Source organism: Kitasatospora sp. NPDC088264, from assembly GCF_040685715.1.
Classification (GTDB): domain Bacteria; phylum Actinomycetota; class Actinomycetes; order Streptomycetales; family Streptomycetaceae; genus Kitasatospora.
This window is the reverse complement of the sequence record NZ_JBFBIR010000028.1, coordinates 1-13,259: the sequence shown is the minus strand read 5'-3', so window position 1 is coordinate 13,259 and position 13,259 is coordinate 1. Positions and strand designations below refer to the sequence as shown.

The following is a 13,259-nucleotide window of genomic DNA, read 5'->3' as shown; positions in this document are numbered from 1 at the left end:
GGCGGCCGGGTGGCGAGGAGGTCCGCGATGGGCAGCGGTGAGACCGCCGAGGTGCGCTGCGTGGCGGCCGTTCCGTGCTGGGTGAGCCTGACGGCCCGGGATCTGGAGGGGGCGAAGGCGTTCTACGGGCCGCTGCTCGGCTGGGAGTTCGAGCCGGGGCCGGACCGTTTCGGCCCGTACCTGCACGCGGTGACCGGCGGGGAGGCGGTGGCCGGGCTGGGGGTCGCGGGCAGCGACTGGGCGATGCCGGTGGCGTGGACCAGCTACTTCGGTACGGAGAGCGCGGACGAGGCCGCCGACGCGGTGCGCGAGCGCGGCGCGACCCTGGCGGTGGGCCCGCTGGCCTTCGACGCCGGGCGGGTGGCCTTCGCGGCGGACCCGGCCGGGGCGGTGTTCGGCATCTGGGAGGGCCCGCTGGGCCGGGCCCGGCGGCTGGACCTGCCGGGCGCACCGGTCTGGATCGAGCTGCGCACGCCGGACCCGTTCGCGGCGGCCCTGTTCTACGGGCAGGTGTTCCGCTGGGACGGCCGTGACCCGGAGCGGTTCGACGTCCGCTGGGAGCACGACCGGGTGGTGCTGCGGGCGGAGGGCCACAGCGTCGCCGCACTGGCGAGGGAGCAGGCGGGCGGTGCGGCGGGGCTGCCGCCGCACTGGGAGGTGTCCTTCGCCGTCCCGGACGCGGACCGGGCGCTGGCCCGGGCCGTGGAGCTGGGCGGTTCGGCGGTGGGAGCCGCCTTCGACTCCCCGTACGGGCGGGTGGCCCGGTTGCAGGACCGGGAGGGCGGCCGCTTCGCGGTGATCAGCCCGAAGAACTGAGGCTCACGGCTCGGCGGTGCCTGCCTCGGCGGTGCCTGCCTCGGCGGGCCCGGTGGCCTCGGCGTCTTCGGCGTCTTCGGCGGTTTCCGCGCGTTCGGCCCGCAGCCGGTCGCCGAGCGCGGCTCGGGTGGTGGCCGGCAGGGCCTTGCGGGCGGCCGGGAAGAGCTGCTTCTCCTCGACGGCGAGGTGGCGCCGCAGGGTGTCGGCGAGGCCGCGCAGCAGGGTGTCGAAGGCCGGGTCGGCCGGGCCGAGCCCCTGGAGGTCGGAGAGGTACTGCCCGATCGCCAGGTGCTCGTGGATACTGCCGAACACCAGCGCCCCGCCGTCCGGCACGTCGTGCTGCACGAGCGGGAAGAGGTGTTCCTCCTCGGCCGCGCAGTGGGTGAACAGCAGGTCGGTCAGCCGGGTCAGCAGGTCGGTGCGCTCGGCGGCGCCGGTGGGTGCCTGCTCGATCCGGTCGAGCAGCTCGGTGACCGCCCGGTGGTCGGCGGTGAACTCGCCGAGGATGTCCGGCCTGCGGCTCATGGCGTGCCCGCCTCTCGCACGGATCGCGGCCCCCGCTCCTTCCAGTATCCGGCGTCCGGCACCACGCCGGTCGCCGCAGGTCAGGGCCGGTCGCGCCGCCCGGTGAGGGCGAGCAGGCGGGTCTGCGGACCGGCGTCGTCGGGGACGGGCAGGGGCGGGTCGAACAGGCCGCTCCCGGAGAGGTCCCCGTAGCCGGCGAACTCGCCGAGGGCGAAGTCGACGAGTTCCGCCGGGAGCCGGGTGTGCCGTCCGATGGCTTCGGCGAGGTCCCAGCTGTGGATGACCAGGTCGGTGGTGAGCTGGTCCAGGTAGTACTGCCCGGAGACGTCCCCGAAGGAGAGGTGGACGGTGAGTTCGGTGGCGCCGGGGACGGCGAAGGCGTCCCGGGCGGCGTCGGCGGCTTCCGTCCAGGTGGTGACCGGGTCGTCGCCGAGGACGTCGCCGTCGAAGCGGCCGCCGACCTCGGAGATGGTGGCGCCCATCAGCAGTTCGGGGATCCACAGCTGTTCGCCGGTGAGGTGGTTGACGAGCTCGCGGACGGACCAGCCGGCGCACGGGGTGGGGGCGTCCCACTGGCGGGGGGTGATCAGCCGGACGCGTTCGCCGAAGGCGGCGAGGGCCTCGGGGTAGGGCGTGCCGGGTTTCGCGGTCCGCCGGTGCTGCCTGCGTTGAGCCATGTCTCCACCCTGCCCCGGGCGGGGTCCGGCCCGCGAGTTGTCCACGATGCGTCAGTTGTTCAAATTCGAACTCCAAGGTACGGTCGAGGAGTGGCCGGTTCAAATTTGAACAACAGTCGCGGGGCGACCCGCCCGGCCGCGCCACCACACCCCTACGACCGATCCCGATCGATGGAGACGCGCATGCCGAGCAGCAGCCCGAGCACGACCGCCCCCACCACCACCGTCCTCCCGGGCCGGGTGACCCCCGACTCCGCGACGACCTCCCCGCACGCCTACGACGCCGGACTCCTGCTCCTGCGCCTGGCCCTCGGCCTGACCATGGCCGCGCACGGCAGCCAGAAGCTGTTCGGCTGGTTCGGCGGCGGCGGGATCGACGGCACCGGTCAGTTCTTCACCATGAGCGGCTACCCGGCGGGCAACGCCATGGCCGTGGTCGCGGGCCTCACCGAGACGCTCGGCGGACTCGCCCTCGCCGTCGGCCTGCTGACCCCGCTGGCGGGCGCCGCGATCGTCGGCACGATGGTCAACGCGATCGCCGTCACCTGGGGCGGCGGCTTCTTCGCCCCGAAGGGCAGCGAGTACGAGCTGCTCCTCACGGCGGGTGCCGCCGCGCTCGCCCTGACCGGCCCGGGCCGCTACGCCGTGGACCGCTTCCTGCCGGTGCTGCGCGCGCACCGGCTGGCGTACGGCGCGGCGGCGGTCCTGGTCGGCCTGGTGACGGCCGGCGTGATCCTGCTGCTGCGGAAGTAGTCGAGCGGGGCGTCAACCCCCAAACGCAGGGGCCGTGGTGGCGATTCGCCATCACGGCCCCTGCGTCGTTCCCCCGCCAATCGCTCACATGAGCGGGGCTATCCAACGTCATGTGATGTGTGCCATGGTACATGTCACACTCCCCACCGTGTGCACGACGGAGCCGCCCACGAGGCGCCGTCGCCAACGGTCCTCACCACCCCACCGGCCGCACCCCCAATGCGGCCGACGACGGCCCGGAGGCCCCCACGTGAGTTCCGCGCGTCTGCTGCGACTCCCACAGCTGGCAAGGCTGTTAGTACTCGCCCTGACCATGTTCCTGACGATCGGCCTGTTCGCCCCGCAGAGCAAGGCCGCCCCCGCCGCCGCCCCCGGCGGCGGCGCGTCCGCCCCCACCACCCCCGCCGGACCGGCGCCGCAGCCCGCCGCCGGCGCCCCCGAACGCGGCCACACCGACCGGCAGTTCGCCTCTGCCGACCAGCGAGCCCCGCTCCCGCTCGACACCCGGCCGGCCGAGGCCCGGCCGACCGCCAAGGCCTTCGCCCTCGGCGCGGCGGCCGCACAGCCCTGCAATGTCGGCGACTTCACCGGCCGGACGGGCGGCGACCTGGTCCAGCACATCAAGGCCGCCGACATCCAGTGCATCAACGGGCTCTTCCAGCTCACCGGCGCGGACGCGAGGGGCGCGTTCCGTGAGGAGCAGATGACCACCGTGGCGTACGCGCTGCGCGACGCGTCCGGCAGCTACCCGGGCGACAACTCGACCTCCGTCGAGCAACTGGTGCTGTACCTGCGCGCCGGGTACTTCGCGCAGTGGTACCACAAGGACGACGTCGGCACCTACGGCACCGCCCTCCAGACGGCGATCCGCTCCGGGCTGGACGCCTTCTTCGGCGGCGCGCACGTGCGGGACGTCGCCGCGGGCAACGCGCCCATCCTGGGCGAGGCCGTCACCCTGATCGACAGCGCGCAGGAGAACATCCGCTACCTCCCGGTGGTCAAGCAGCTGCTGAACGACTACAACAGCGCCACCTGGAACCCGGCCGGCATGGCCTGGGCGGTGAACCCGGTCTTCACGGTGCTGTTCCGCGGCCACCAGGTGACCGGCTTCGACGCGGCGGTCGAGGCCGACCCGAGCGTGCTGGACGCGCTGTCCGGCTTCGCGACCCGCAACAACGACCAGCTCGGTGGCGACTTCGGCGTGCTGGTCTACAACGCGGCCAAGGAGCTGACCCGCTTCCTGAAGGACACGGCGCTCCAGCCCAAGGTCCGTCCGCTCGCCAAGTCGCTGGTCGCGCAGTCCGCGCCGAACGGTCGCACCGTCTACCAGTGGGCCGCGGTCGCGGACGGGGTCGGCTACTACGACGCCGCCAACTGCGCCTACTACGGCACCTGCAACGCCTCCGACCAGCTCAAGGCGGGCGTGCTGACGGTCAACTACACCTGCAGCCCGAGCATCAAGCTGATCGCCCAGGCGCTGGACAACACCCAGCTGGGCACCGCCTGCACCAGCCTCACCGGCCAGGACGCGTACTTCCACTCGGTGGTGCGCGACAACGGTCCGGTCAAGGACGACAGCAACACCACGATCGAGGTCGTGGTCTTCCACTCCTCCTTGGACTACCAGGTGCTGGCCGCGGCCATCTACGGCATCGACACCAACAACGGCGGCATGTACCTGGAGGGCGACCCGGCCAAGGCCGGCAACCAGCCGCGCTTCCTCTGCTACGAGGCCGAGTGGGCCCGCCCGTCGTTCGAGATCTGGAACCTCAACCACGAGTACACCCACTACCTCGACGGCCGGTTCGACATGTACGGCGACTTCAACGCCGGCATGACCACCCCGACCGTCTGGTGGGTCGAGGGCTTCGCCGAGTACATCTCGTACTCGTACCGCAAGGTGACCAACGACGCCGCCATCGCGGCGGCCGCCCAGCACACCTACAAGCTGAGCGACCTCTTCGACACCGCCTACGGTGACCAGGACCGGGTCTACCGCTGGGGCTACCTCGCCGTCCGCTACATGCTGGAGCAGCACCGCGGCGACCTGGACTCCGTCCTCGCCAAGTACCGCGCGGGCGACTGGGCCGGCGCCCGCACCCTGCTCAAGACCACCATCGGCACCCGCTACGACGCCGGCTTCGACAGCTGGCTGACGGCGTGCGCCAACGGCGCCTGCGCCTCCGGCGGTGGCACGCCCACCCAGCCGCAGCTGCCGGAGTGCGCCGGCACCGACATCCGCAAGCTGGACGCCAACTGCGCCCGCAGCAACATCGCGGCGACCACCGGCAACTACGCGCACTTCTACCTCCTGGTGCCGGCCGGCACCAAGCAGGTGAAGGTCACCACCAGCGGCGGCACCGGCAACGGCGACCTCTACTACAACCCGGCCTCCTGGGCGTACACCGACGCCAGCACGGCGCACTCGGCGGGGCCGGACAACTCCGAGACCCTGACGATCACCAACCCGCCGGCCGGCTACGTCTACTTCAGCCTCTACGCCCAGCAGGGCTTCAGCGGGGTGAGCGTCACGAGCGAACTCTGACCGGACGCTCGTCGAGCGACCGAACACGGACAGGTGACCGCCCCGGCGGAGCGCTTCGGCGCCCCGCCGGGGCGGGTCCGTTCCCGTCGGCGGCCAGGTGTACTGACCACGGAGGTCGGTGACAGGGCCTATTCGCCGATCCGGACCAGCGCCAGGGTGATGTTGTCCGGCCCGCCGGCCGCGATCGCCGCCTTCCAGAGCTCGAACGCGGCCCTCCCGTCGGCGCGGTCGGAGCCGTCGTGCGGCCGGGCGAGCAGCGCGGCCAGCTCCTCCTCCGGCACCGGGTCGGTCAGGCCGTCGCTGCACACCAGGTAGCGGTCGCCGGCGGCCAGCGGTGCGGCGCGCACGTGCGGCTCGACGAAGGTCAGTCCGAGCGAGCCGCCCAGGGTCTGGGTGACCACCGAGGTGGTGCGCCGGCCGGGCGGCAGCGGCGGGCTGTCGTCCACGCTCACCCGGCGCAGCCCGTCCGGGGTGACCTGGTAGACCCGGCTGTCGCCCACGTTGAAGGCCACCGCCCGGTCGGGCAGCAGTACCAGGCCGGCCACCGTGGTGCCCATCGCGGCCAGCTCGGGTTCGCCGGCGGCGGCCGCGTACACCGCCCGGTTGCACTCCTGGAGTTCCTCCCGGACGGCCTCCTCGCCGTCCAGTCCGGTGCCGTCGGCGGCCAGCCGGCGGGCCACCAGGGCGCTGGCGACCTCGCCGCCGGGGTGGCCGCCCAGGCCGTCCGCCACGGCGACCACGCAGGGCGGGCCGAGCGGGAACAGCAGGGTCTGCGGGTTGCCGGTCACGGTGGCGCAGAGTGTCCACGGCCCGACCGTGAGGCTGTCCTCGTTGTGCTGCCGCACCAGGCCCTCGTGGCTCAGCGCGCTCACCGCGATGTACGTCGCCATCGGTTCGCCGCCCTTCCGGAGCCCCCCCTCAATTGTGGGCGGGAATAACGATCCGCACCCGGGTGCTAAGGTGGTTGAAAGTTTAACGATCCGCCCCGAGAGCCCCGTGCGCCCCGAGCGCCCGGGCGAGGGGCCGACCTGGAGTGTGGTGAGCAGCATGCAGTTCGGAATCTTCACCGTCGGCGACGTCACCCCCGACCCGACCACCGGCCGCACCCCGAGCGAGCACGAGCGGATCAAGGCCATGGTGGCCATCGCGCGCAAGGCCGAGGAGGTCGGCCTCGACGTCTTCGCGACCGGCGAGCACCACAACCCGCCGTTCGTCCCGTCCTCGCCGACGACCATGCTCGGCTACATCGCCGCGCAGACCGACCGCATCATCCTCTCCACCTCGACCACGCTGATCACCACCAACGACCCGGTGAAGATCGCCGAGGACTTCGCGATGCTCCAGCACCTCGCCGACGGCCGGGTGGACCTCATGATGGGCCGCGGCAACACCGGCCCGGTCTACCCGTGGTTCGGCAAGGACATCCGCCAGGGCATCCCGCTCGCGATCGAGAACTACGCGCTGCTGCACCAGCTGTGGCGCGAGGAGGTGGTGGACTGGCAGGGCCGCTTCCGCACCCCGCTGCAGTCCTTCACCTCCACCCCGCGCCCGCTGGACGGCGTCGCGCCGTTCGTCTGGCACGGCTCGATCCGCAGCCCGGAGATCGCCGAACAGGCCGCCTACTACGGGGACGGCTTCTTCGCGAACAACATCTTCTGGCCCAAGGAGCACTTCCAGAAGCTGATCGCCCTCTACCGCGAGCGCTACGCCCACTACGGCCACGGCACGCCCGAGCAGGCGTACGTCGGCCTCGGCGGGCAGGTGTTCATGCGGCGCAACTCGCAGGACGCGGTGCGGGAGTTCCGCCCGTACTTCGACAACGCGCCGGTGTACGGGCACGGGCCCTCGCTGGAGGAGTTCACCGAGCAGACCCCGCTGACCGTGGGCAGCCCGCAGGAGGTCATCGAGAAGACGCTGGCCTTCCGCGAGTCCTTCGGCGACTACCAGCGCCAGCTGTTCCTGATGGACCACGCCGGCCTGCCGCTGAAGACCGTGCTGGAGCAGCTGGACCTGCTCGGCGAGGAGGTCGTACCGGTGCTGCGCGAGGAGTTCGCCAGGAACCGCCCGGCCGCGGTGCCGGACGGGCCGACGCACGCCGCGCGGGTCGCGGCCCGCGACGAGGAGTCCGCCGACGGGAAGTCCGCCGACGGGGAGAGCGTGGAGGTGGCCAAGTGAGCGCGTACCGGCTGGTGGTGGTGAGCGCCGGGCTGAGCAAGCCGTCCTCGACCCGGCTGCTGGCCCACCGCCTCTCCGAATCGACGATCCGTCAACTGTCCGATGACGGAGGGCAGGTGGACGTCACGGTGGTCGAACTGCGCGACCTGGCCACGGAGATCGCCCACCACTTCGTCACCGGCTTCCCCGGCGCGGCGCTGCGCGGGGCGATCGACGCGGTGACCGGGGCGGACGCGGTGATCGCGGTGACACCGATCTTCACCGCCTCCTACAGCGGCCTGTTCAAGTCCTTCTTCGACCTGGTCGACCACGACGCGCTCACCGGCAAGCCGGTGCTGATCGCCGCCACCGGCGGCACGCCCCGGCACTCGCTCGCCCTGGAGCACGCCGTCCGGCCACTGTTCAGCTACCTGCGCGCGGTGGTGGTGCCGACCGCCGTCTACGCGGCCACCGACGACTGGGGCGCGGCGGGGGACGGGCTCACCGACGGCCTCCCGGGCCGGATCGACCGCGCGGCGGGCGAACTGGCGGCACTGCTGGCCGGCCGCGGCCCGGCGGCGCCGGCGCTGCCCGAACAGGTGGTGCCGTTCGCCGAGCAGCTGGCGGCCCTGCGGGTCTGACAGCCGGGGTGGAAGGGGCGGGCGCGTGACGGCGCGTCCGCCCCTTCCGCGTGCCCACCGGCCGCGGGCGCCCCCGAACGGCCTCGGCGGACGGCGCGTCCGGGAGGGCCGTTCGGGGGAGTGCCGCCCGCGCCGAATGGTCCGCTATGGGGTGTAATCGTACGCATGATCAGATGTCCGTTGGTCCGTCACGCCGCTGGTCCGTCACACCGTCGGCCCGCCCGGTCGGCGGCAGCCGCGGCACGCTGACCACCGGCCATGAGCGGGACGCCGCCCGGCCTCCCGCGCCACCGTGGAGGAACCCTCGCCATGCAGGCCGAACCGCAAGCCGTGCTCTCCCCGCTGACCAGCGCGGCGGTCTTCCTGGTCCTCACCGTCGAGCCCGGCGGCGAGGACGCCGTCCGCGACCTGCTGCCCGACCTCGCCGGGCTGCGCCGCGCGGTCGGCTTCCGGGTCCCCGAGGGGGGCCTCACCTGCGTCACCGGCGTCGGCTCGGACGCCTGGGACCGGCTCTTCGACGGCCCCAGGCCGGCCGGCCTGCACCCCTTCCGGGAGGTGGCCGGCACCCGTCACCGGGCCCCGGCCACCCCCGGTGACCTGCTGCTGCACCTGCGGGCCGCCCGGATGGACCTCTGCTTCGAGCTGGCCGGCCAGCTCACCGGCCGGCTGGCCGGGGCGGCCACCGTGGTGGACTCCGTCCAGGGCTTCAAGTACTTCGACGACCGGGACCTGCTCGGCTTCGTCGACGGCACCGAGAACCCCGAGGGCCGGGCCGCCGAGACCGCCGCCGTGGTCGGCGCCGAGGACCCGGACTTCACCGGCGGCAGCTACGTCATCGTCCAGAAGTACCTGCACGACCTGGACGCGTGGAACGCGCTGAGCGTCGAGGACCAGGAGCGGGCGGTCGGCCGCACCAAGCTCACCGACATCGAGCTCGACGACGCCGTCAAACCGGCCGACTCGCACGTCGCGCTCAGCACCGTGACCGGGCCGGACGGCGAGGAACGGAAGATCGTCCGCTACAACATGGCCTTCGGCTCGTTCGACCGCGGCGGCGAGTTCGGCACCTACTTCATCGGCTACGCGCGCGATCCCGAGGTGACCGAGGAGATGCTGCGCAACATGTTCGTGGGCCGCCCGCCCGGCACCACCGACCGGCTGCTCGACTTCTCCACCGCCGCCACCGGCTCGCTGTTCTTCGTCCCGACCGCCGACTTCCTCGACGCCCCGCCGCCCGCGCCATCGGCGCCCCCGGTGCGGTCGGCGCCGCCCGCGCCGCCCGCTCCACCCGCACCGAGTACTCCCCCCGCGACCGGCTCACTCGGCATCGGCAGCCTGCGCGGCACGCCCTGAACCGGACCTCCCGACAAGGACCCGCACCATGAACAACCTGCACCGCGACCTCGCCCCCGTCTCCGCCGCAGCCTGGGCGGAGATCGAGGAGGAGGCCCGCCAGACCTTCAAGCTCCACATCGCCGGCCGCCGCGTGGTCGACCTGAACGGCCCCGACGGCTCCACCCTCGCCGCCGTCGGCACCGGCCACCTGACCGGCATCGAACCGCCCGCCGACGGCGTCCAGGCCCACGCCCGCGCCGCCCAGCCGGTGGTCGAGCTGCGCGTCCCCTTCACCGTCCGCCGCGAGGCCGTCGACGACGTCGAGCGCGGCTCCCGCGACTCCGACTGGCAGCCGGTGAAGGACGCCGCCCGCACCATCGCCCTCGCCGAGGACCGCGCCGTCTTCGAGGGCTACCGCGCCGCCGCCATCGAGGGCATCCGAGCCGGCTCCACCAACCCGCCGGTCCAGCTCCCCGAGGACGTCCGCGAGTACCCCGAGGCGGTCAGCCGCGCCCTCACCGCGCTGCGCCTGGCCGGCGTCGGCGGCCCCTACTCGCTCCTGCTCGGCGCGGACACCTTCACCGCCGTCAACGAGACCAGCGACCACGGCTACCCCGTCCACAACCACCTCGCCCGCCTCCTCGACGGGGACATCATCTGGGCCCCCGCCATCGAGGGCGCCCTCCTCCTCTCCACCCGGGGCGGCGACTTCGAACTCTTCCTCGGCCAGGACGTCTCCGTCGGCTACCTCTCCCACGACGCCGACACCGTGCGGCTCTACCTCCAGGAGTCCCTCACCTTCCGCGTCTACACGGGAGAGGCCGCCGTGGTGCTGGCCGCCTGAGGGCGTCCTGAGGCCCAGCACACACCGGGAAGGGTACTGAGTTCCTTTACCAGGGGTACTGAGTGCCGTATCCTCTTCACGGAGCCTCCGACACCAGTCGAAGAGCGCCGACACGGCATGCCGGTCCAGGCGGCGCCCACGGCGCGCAGGGCGCGGCCGGGCCGGGATTGGCACTCAGTACCCTCGGCATGACGTGAGGCCATCGACCAGCGCGACCGTGACAGGAGAACCACTCATGAGCTTGAGGATCGTCGTCTGTGTGAAGTACGTGCCGGACGCGACGGGTGACCGTCGGTTCGCGGACGACCACACCACCGACCGGGAGGGCGTGGACGGCCTTCTGTCGGAGCTCGACGAGTACGGCGTGGAGCAGGCGCTGCGGATCGCGGCGGCGAACGAGGGCGCCGAGGTGACGGTGCTGACGGTCGGGCCGGACGACGCGAAGGACGCGCTGCGCAAGGCGCTGTCGATGGGTGCGGACAAGGCCGTGCACGTGAACGACGAGGACATCCACGGTTCGGATGTGATCGGGACGTCGGCGGTGCTGGCGAAGGCGCTGGAGAAGACCGGGTTCGACCTGGTGATCGGTGGGATGGCGTCGACGGACGGTTCGATGGGTGTGCTGCCGGCGCTGCTGGCGGAGCGCCTCGGTGTGGCGCAGGTGACGCTGCTGTCGGAGGTGTCGGTCGAGGGCGGTGTGGTGCGGGGCCGTCGTGACGGTGACGCGGCGACGGAGCTGGTGGAGGCGGCGCTGCCGGCGGTGGTGTCGGTGACGGACCAGTCGGGTGAGGCCCGGTACCCGTCGTTCAAGGGGATCATGGCGGCGAAGAAGAAGCCGGTCCAGTCGCTGGATCTGGACGATCTGGGCATCGAGGCGGACGAGGTCGGTCTGGCGGGTGCGTGGACGGCGGTGGAGTCGGTGGCGGCGCGTCCGGCCCGGACCGCGGGCACGGTCGTCAAGGACGAGGGCGAGGGCGGCAGGCAGCTCGCCGGCTTCCTCGCCGACCAGAAGTTCATCTGAGCCGGCCCGGCCGAGCCACCCACCCCCTGCCACAGCGAAACACGGAGACATTGAGCAATGGCTGAGATTCTCGTCCTGGTGGACCACGCCGACGGTGCGGTCCGCAAGCCGGCCCTCGAACTGCTGACCCTGGCCCGCCGGATCGGCGAGCCGTCCGCGGTCGTGCTCGGCGCCGGCGCCGGTGCCGCCGCCGACCTCGCGGCCAAGGCCGCCGAGTACGGCGCGGCCAAGGTGTACGTCGCCGACGGCGCGGAGTTCACCGACCAGCTGGTCGTCCCGAAGGTGGACGCCCTCACCCAGATCGCCAAGGCCAACGACGCCGCCGCCGTCCTGGTCACCTCCTCCGGCGAGGGCAAGGAGATCGCCGCCCGCGTCGCACTGCGGCTGGGCTCCGGCATCATCACCGACGCCATCGACCTGCGTGCGGGCGACAGCGGCCCGATCGCCACCCAGTCGGTGTTCGCCGCCTCGTACACCGTCGACTCGCGCGTCAGCAACGGCGTGCCGGTCATCACCGTCAAGCCGAACGCGGTGGCCCCCGAGGCCGTTGCGGGCGCGGGCGCGGTGGAGAACGTGGCGGTGGAGTTCACCGGGAACGCGGCCAAGGTCACCTCGCGCACCCCGCGGGTCTCGACCGGCCGTCCGGAGCTGACCGAGGCCGCGATCGTGGTCTCGGGCGGCCGTGGCGTCGGTGAGGCGGCCGGCTTCGGCGTCGTCGAGGAGCTCGCGGACGTGCTGGGCGCGGCCGTCGGCGCCTCGCGTGCCGCCGTCGACGCGGGCTGGTACCCGCACAGCAACCAGGTCGGCCAGACCGGCAAGCAGGTCTCGCCGCAGCTGTACGTGGCCAACGGCATCTCCGGCGCCATCCAGCACCGGGCGGGCATGCAGACCTCGAAGACCATCGTGGCCGTCAACAAGGACCCGGAGGCCCCGATCTTCGAGCTGGCGGACTACGGCGTGGTCGGCGACCTGTTCGCCGTGCTGCCGCAGCTGACCGCCGAGGTGAAGGCCCGCAAGGGCTGATCCCCGCACACGGCAGTGGGAGGGCGTGGCACCGGGTACCCGGTGCCACGCCCTCCGCCGTGCGGTGGACGCTATTCGGCGAAGGCCGCGAGGTGCTGGGTGAACCCGCCCTGGACGGGCGGCAGCGGGCGCGGCTCGACGTCCACCGGCGGCTGCGGCCCCTCCATCGGCAGCAGCCGCAGCTCGGGCTGGTCGGAGCCGGGGGCGGACAGCAGCCGCACCCGCGTCCCGACCGGGACGGTGCTGCGCAGCCCGTCGACGATGCACCAGACGTCGAAGCCCTCGGCCATCCGGATCAGGGACTTCTGGCGGACCAGCGGCGTCCGGGCCTGCTCGACCTCGCAGCGCCGGACCACGCCGGTGCCCTCGCTGGGCTCCAGCCGCAGCTCGGTGGAGCCGCAGGTGGGGCAGAGCAGCCGCTGGAAGGTCGGATTGCAGCACCACGAGCAGCGCTGGAAGTACAGCGTGGTGCTCCGGGTGTCGGCATCGATGGCTGAGTGGACCACGCTGTCATCTCCCTGCGCTCGGACCGGCTTGTTCGGCAGAAGTTCGGCAGAAAAAAGGATAGGGAACTCAGTGCCGCCATGTGAAGGCACTGAGTTCCCTTTTTGCCGCGTGGGTGCATAATGAAGGGTACTGAGTACCGTCGTGAAACAGGAGTGGCGATCATGAGCCAGGAGTTCGATCTCTTCCGTATCTCCGAGGAGCACGAGATGCTCCGTGAGGCGGTGCGTTCGCTGGCCGAGGCGAAGATCGCTCCGTTCGCGGCGGAGGTGGATGAGCAGGGGCGGTTCCCGCAGGAGGCGTTGGACGCGTTGCGGGGGAGTGATCTGCATGCGGTGCACGTGCCGGAGGAGTTCGGTGGTGCGGGGGCGGACGCGCTGGCGACGGTGATCGTGATCGAGGAGGTGGCGCGGGTGTGTGC

14 protein-coding genes are annotated in these 13,259 nt (G+C 72.4%); 10 read left to right on the top strand and 4 right to left on the bottom strand.

Annotation, left to right across the window (positions count from 1 at the left end; genetic code table 11):
• The first annotated feature begins 27 nt into the window (after positions 1 to 27).
• Complete coding sequence (locus AB0O82_RS21815) at positions 28 to 816, top strand: VOC family protein (RefSeq protein ID WP_363585633.1); 789 nt, start codon at positions 28 to 30, stop codon at positions 814 to 816.
• Positions 817 to 819: 3 nt separating this feature from the next.
• Here the strand turns inward: AB0O82_RS21815 and AB0O82_RS21810 are convergent, their stop codons facing one another.
• Both AB0O82_RS21810 and AB0O82_RS21805 read right to left on the bottom strand, forming a co-directional pair.
• Complete coding sequence (locus tag AB0O82_RS21810) at positions 820 to 1,341, bottom strand: hemerythrin domain-containing protein (RefSeq protein ID WP_363585632.1); 522 nt, start codon at positions 1,339 to 1,341, stop codon at positions 820 to 822.
• Between the two features lie 80 nt (positions 1,342 to 1,421).
• Positions 1,422 to 2,018 carry a TIGR03086 family metal-binding protein gene (locus tag AB0O82_RS21805; protein ID WP_363585631.1) on the bottom strand — a complete coding sequence of 199 codons (597 nt, stop codon included), beginning with the start codon at positions 2,016 to 2,018 and terminating at the stop codon, positions 1,422 to 1,424.
• A 183-nt stretch (positions 2,019 to 2,201) separates the two neighbouring features.
• Here AB0O82_RS21805 and AB0O82_RS21800 point away from each other — a divergent pair, with 183 nt between their 5' ends.
• Complete coding sequence (locus tag AB0O82_RS21800) at positions 2,202 to 2,771, top strand: DoxX family protein (protein WP_363585630.1); 570 nt, start codon at positions 2,202 to 2,204, stop codon at positions 2,769 to 2,771.
• Positions 2,772 to 3,084: 313 nt separating this feature from the next.
• Positions 3,085 to 5,316 (top strand): M9 family metallopeptidase, encoded by a 2,232-nt coding sequence (locus AB0O82_RS21795; protein ID WP_363585629.1) that lies wholly within the window; start codon positions 3,085 to 3,087, stop codon positions 5,314 to 5,316.
• Between the two features lie 128 nt (positions 5,317 to 5,444).
• On the opposite strand, the gene AB0O82_RS21790 is transcribed toward AB0O82_RS21795, so the two are convergent.
• The gene (locus AB0O82_RS21790; RefSeq protein ID WP_363585628.1) at positions 5,445 to 6,206 is read right to left on the bottom strand and encodes a protein phosphatase 2C domain-containing protein; all 762 of its coding nucleotides are present in this window, start codon (positions 6,204 to 6,206) and stop codon (positions 5,445 to 5,447) included.
• 157 nt (positions 6,207 to 6,363) lie between these two features.
• Here AB0O82_RS21790 and AB0O82_RS21785 point away from each other — a divergent pair, with 157 nt between their 5' ends.
• From AB0O82_RS21785 to AB0O82_RS21760, 6 genes are all read left to right on the top strand, one after another.
• On the top strand, positions 6,364 to 7,491 hold the full coding sequence (locus AB0O82_RS21785) for an LLM class flavin-dependent oxidoreductase (protein WP_363585627.1): 1,128 nt from the start codon (positions 6,364 to 6,366) through the stop codon (positions 7,489 to 7,491).
• Complete coding sequence (locus AB0O82_RS21780; protein WP_363585626.1) at positions 7,488 to 8,111, top strand: FMN reductase; 624 nt, start codon at positions 7,488 to 7,490, stop codon at positions 8,109 to 8,111. Before AB0O82_RS21785 ends, AB0O82_RS21780 begins: the two co-directional genes overlap by 4 nt.
• 309 nt (positions 8,112 to 8,420) lie before the next feature.
• Positions 8,421 to 9,464: a Dyp-type peroxidase gene (locus AB0O82_RS21775; RefSeq protein WP_363585625.1), complete on the top strand. Its 1,044-nt coding sequence runs from the start codon at positions 8,421 to 8,423 to the stop codon at positions 9,462 to 9,464.
• 28 nt (positions 9,465 to 9,492) lie between these two features.
• Positions 9,493 to 10,290, top strand: a complete 798-nt coding sequence (locus AB0O82_RS21770) for a family 1 encapsulin nanocompartment shell protein (RefSeq protein WP_350884446.1) — start codon at positions 9,493 to 9,495, stop codon at positions 10,288 to 10,290.
• A 235-nt stretch (positions 10,291 to 10,525) separates the two neighbouring features.
• Positions 10,526 to 11,311, top strand: a complete 786-nt coding sequence (locus AB0O82_RS21765) for an electron transfer flavoprotein subunit beta/FixA family protein (RefSeq protein WP_363585624.1) — start codon at positions 10,526 to 10,528, stop codon at positions 11,309 to 11,311.
• Between the two features lie 57 nt (positions 11,312 to 11,368).
• Positions 11,369 to 12,334, top strand: a complete 966-nt coding sequence (locus AB0O82_RS21760) for an electron transfer flavoprotein subunit alpha/FixB family protein (protein ID WP_363585623.1) — start codon at positions 11,369 to 11,371, stop codon at positions 12,332 to 12,334.
• Positions 12,335 to 12,405: 71 nt separating this feature from the next.
• On the opposite strand, the gene AB0O82_RS21755 is transcribed toward AB0O82_RS21760, so the two are convergent.
• Positions 12,406 to 12,840 carry a hypothetical protein gene (locus tag AB0O82_RS21755; protein ID WP_363585622.1) on the bottom strand — a complete coding sequence of 145 codons (435 nt, stop codon included), beginning with the start codon at positions 12,838 to 12,840 and terminating at the stop codon, positions 12,406 to 12,408.
• A 162-nt stretch (positions 12,841 to 13,002) separates the two neighbouring features.
• Between AB0O82_RS21755 and AB0O82_RS21750 the strand changes: the two genes are divergently transcribed.
• Positions 13,003 to 13,259, top strand: a 257-nt coding sequence (locus AB0O82_RS21750; RefSeq protein ID WP_363585621.1) for an acyl-CoA dehydrogenase family protein, incomplete at its 3' end; no start/stop codon positions are given.

Bases quoted from the DNA above. Each gene is read 5' to 3' on its own strand.
- AB0O82_RS21760 (WP_363585623.1), top strand. From the start codon at position 11,369: ATGGCTGAGATTCTCGTCCTGGTGGACCACGCCGACGGTGCGGTCCGC.
- AB0O82_RS21765 (WP_363585624.1), top strand. From the start codon at position 10,526: ATGAGCTTGAGGATCGTCGTCTGTGTGAAGTACGTGCCGGACGCGACG.
- AB0O82_RS21790 (WP_363585628.1), bottom strand. From the start codon at position 6,206: ATGGCGACGTACATCGCGGTGAGCGCGCTGAGCCACGAGGGCCTGGTG.
- AB0O82_RS21800 (WP_363585630.1), top strand. From the start codon at position 2,202: ATGCCGAGCAGCAGCCCGAGCACGACCGCCCCCACCACCACCGTCCTC.
- AB0O82_RS21795 (WP_363585629.1), top strand. From the start codon at position 3,085: ATGTTCCTGACGATCGGCCTGTTCGCCCCGCAGAGCAAGGCCGCCCCC.
- AB0O82_RS21775 (WP_363585625.1), top strand. From the start codon at position 8,421: ATGCAGGCCGAACCGCAAGCCGTGCTCTCCCCGCTGACCAGCGCGGCG.
- AB0O82_RS21770 (WP_350884446.1), top strand. From the start codon at position 9,493: ATGAACAACCTGCACCGCGACCTCGCCCCCGTCTCCGCCGCAGCCTGG.
- AB0O82_RS21805 (WP_363585631.1), bottom strand. From the start codon at position 2,018: ATGGCTCAACGCAGGCAGCACCGGCGGACCGCGAAACCCGGCACGCCC.
- AB0O82_RS21815 (WP_363585633.1), top strand. From the start codon at position 28: ATGGGCAGCGGTGAGACCGCCGAGGTGCGCTGCGTGGCGGCCGTTCCG.
- AB0O82_RS21785 (WP_363585627.1), top strand. From the start codon at position 6,364: ATGCAGTTCGGAATCTTCACCGTCGGCGACGTCACCCCCGACCCGACC.
- AB0O82_RS21810 (WP_363585632.1), bottom strand. From the start codon at position 1,341: ATGAGCCGCAGGCCGGACATCCTCGGCGAGTTCACCGCCGACCACCGG.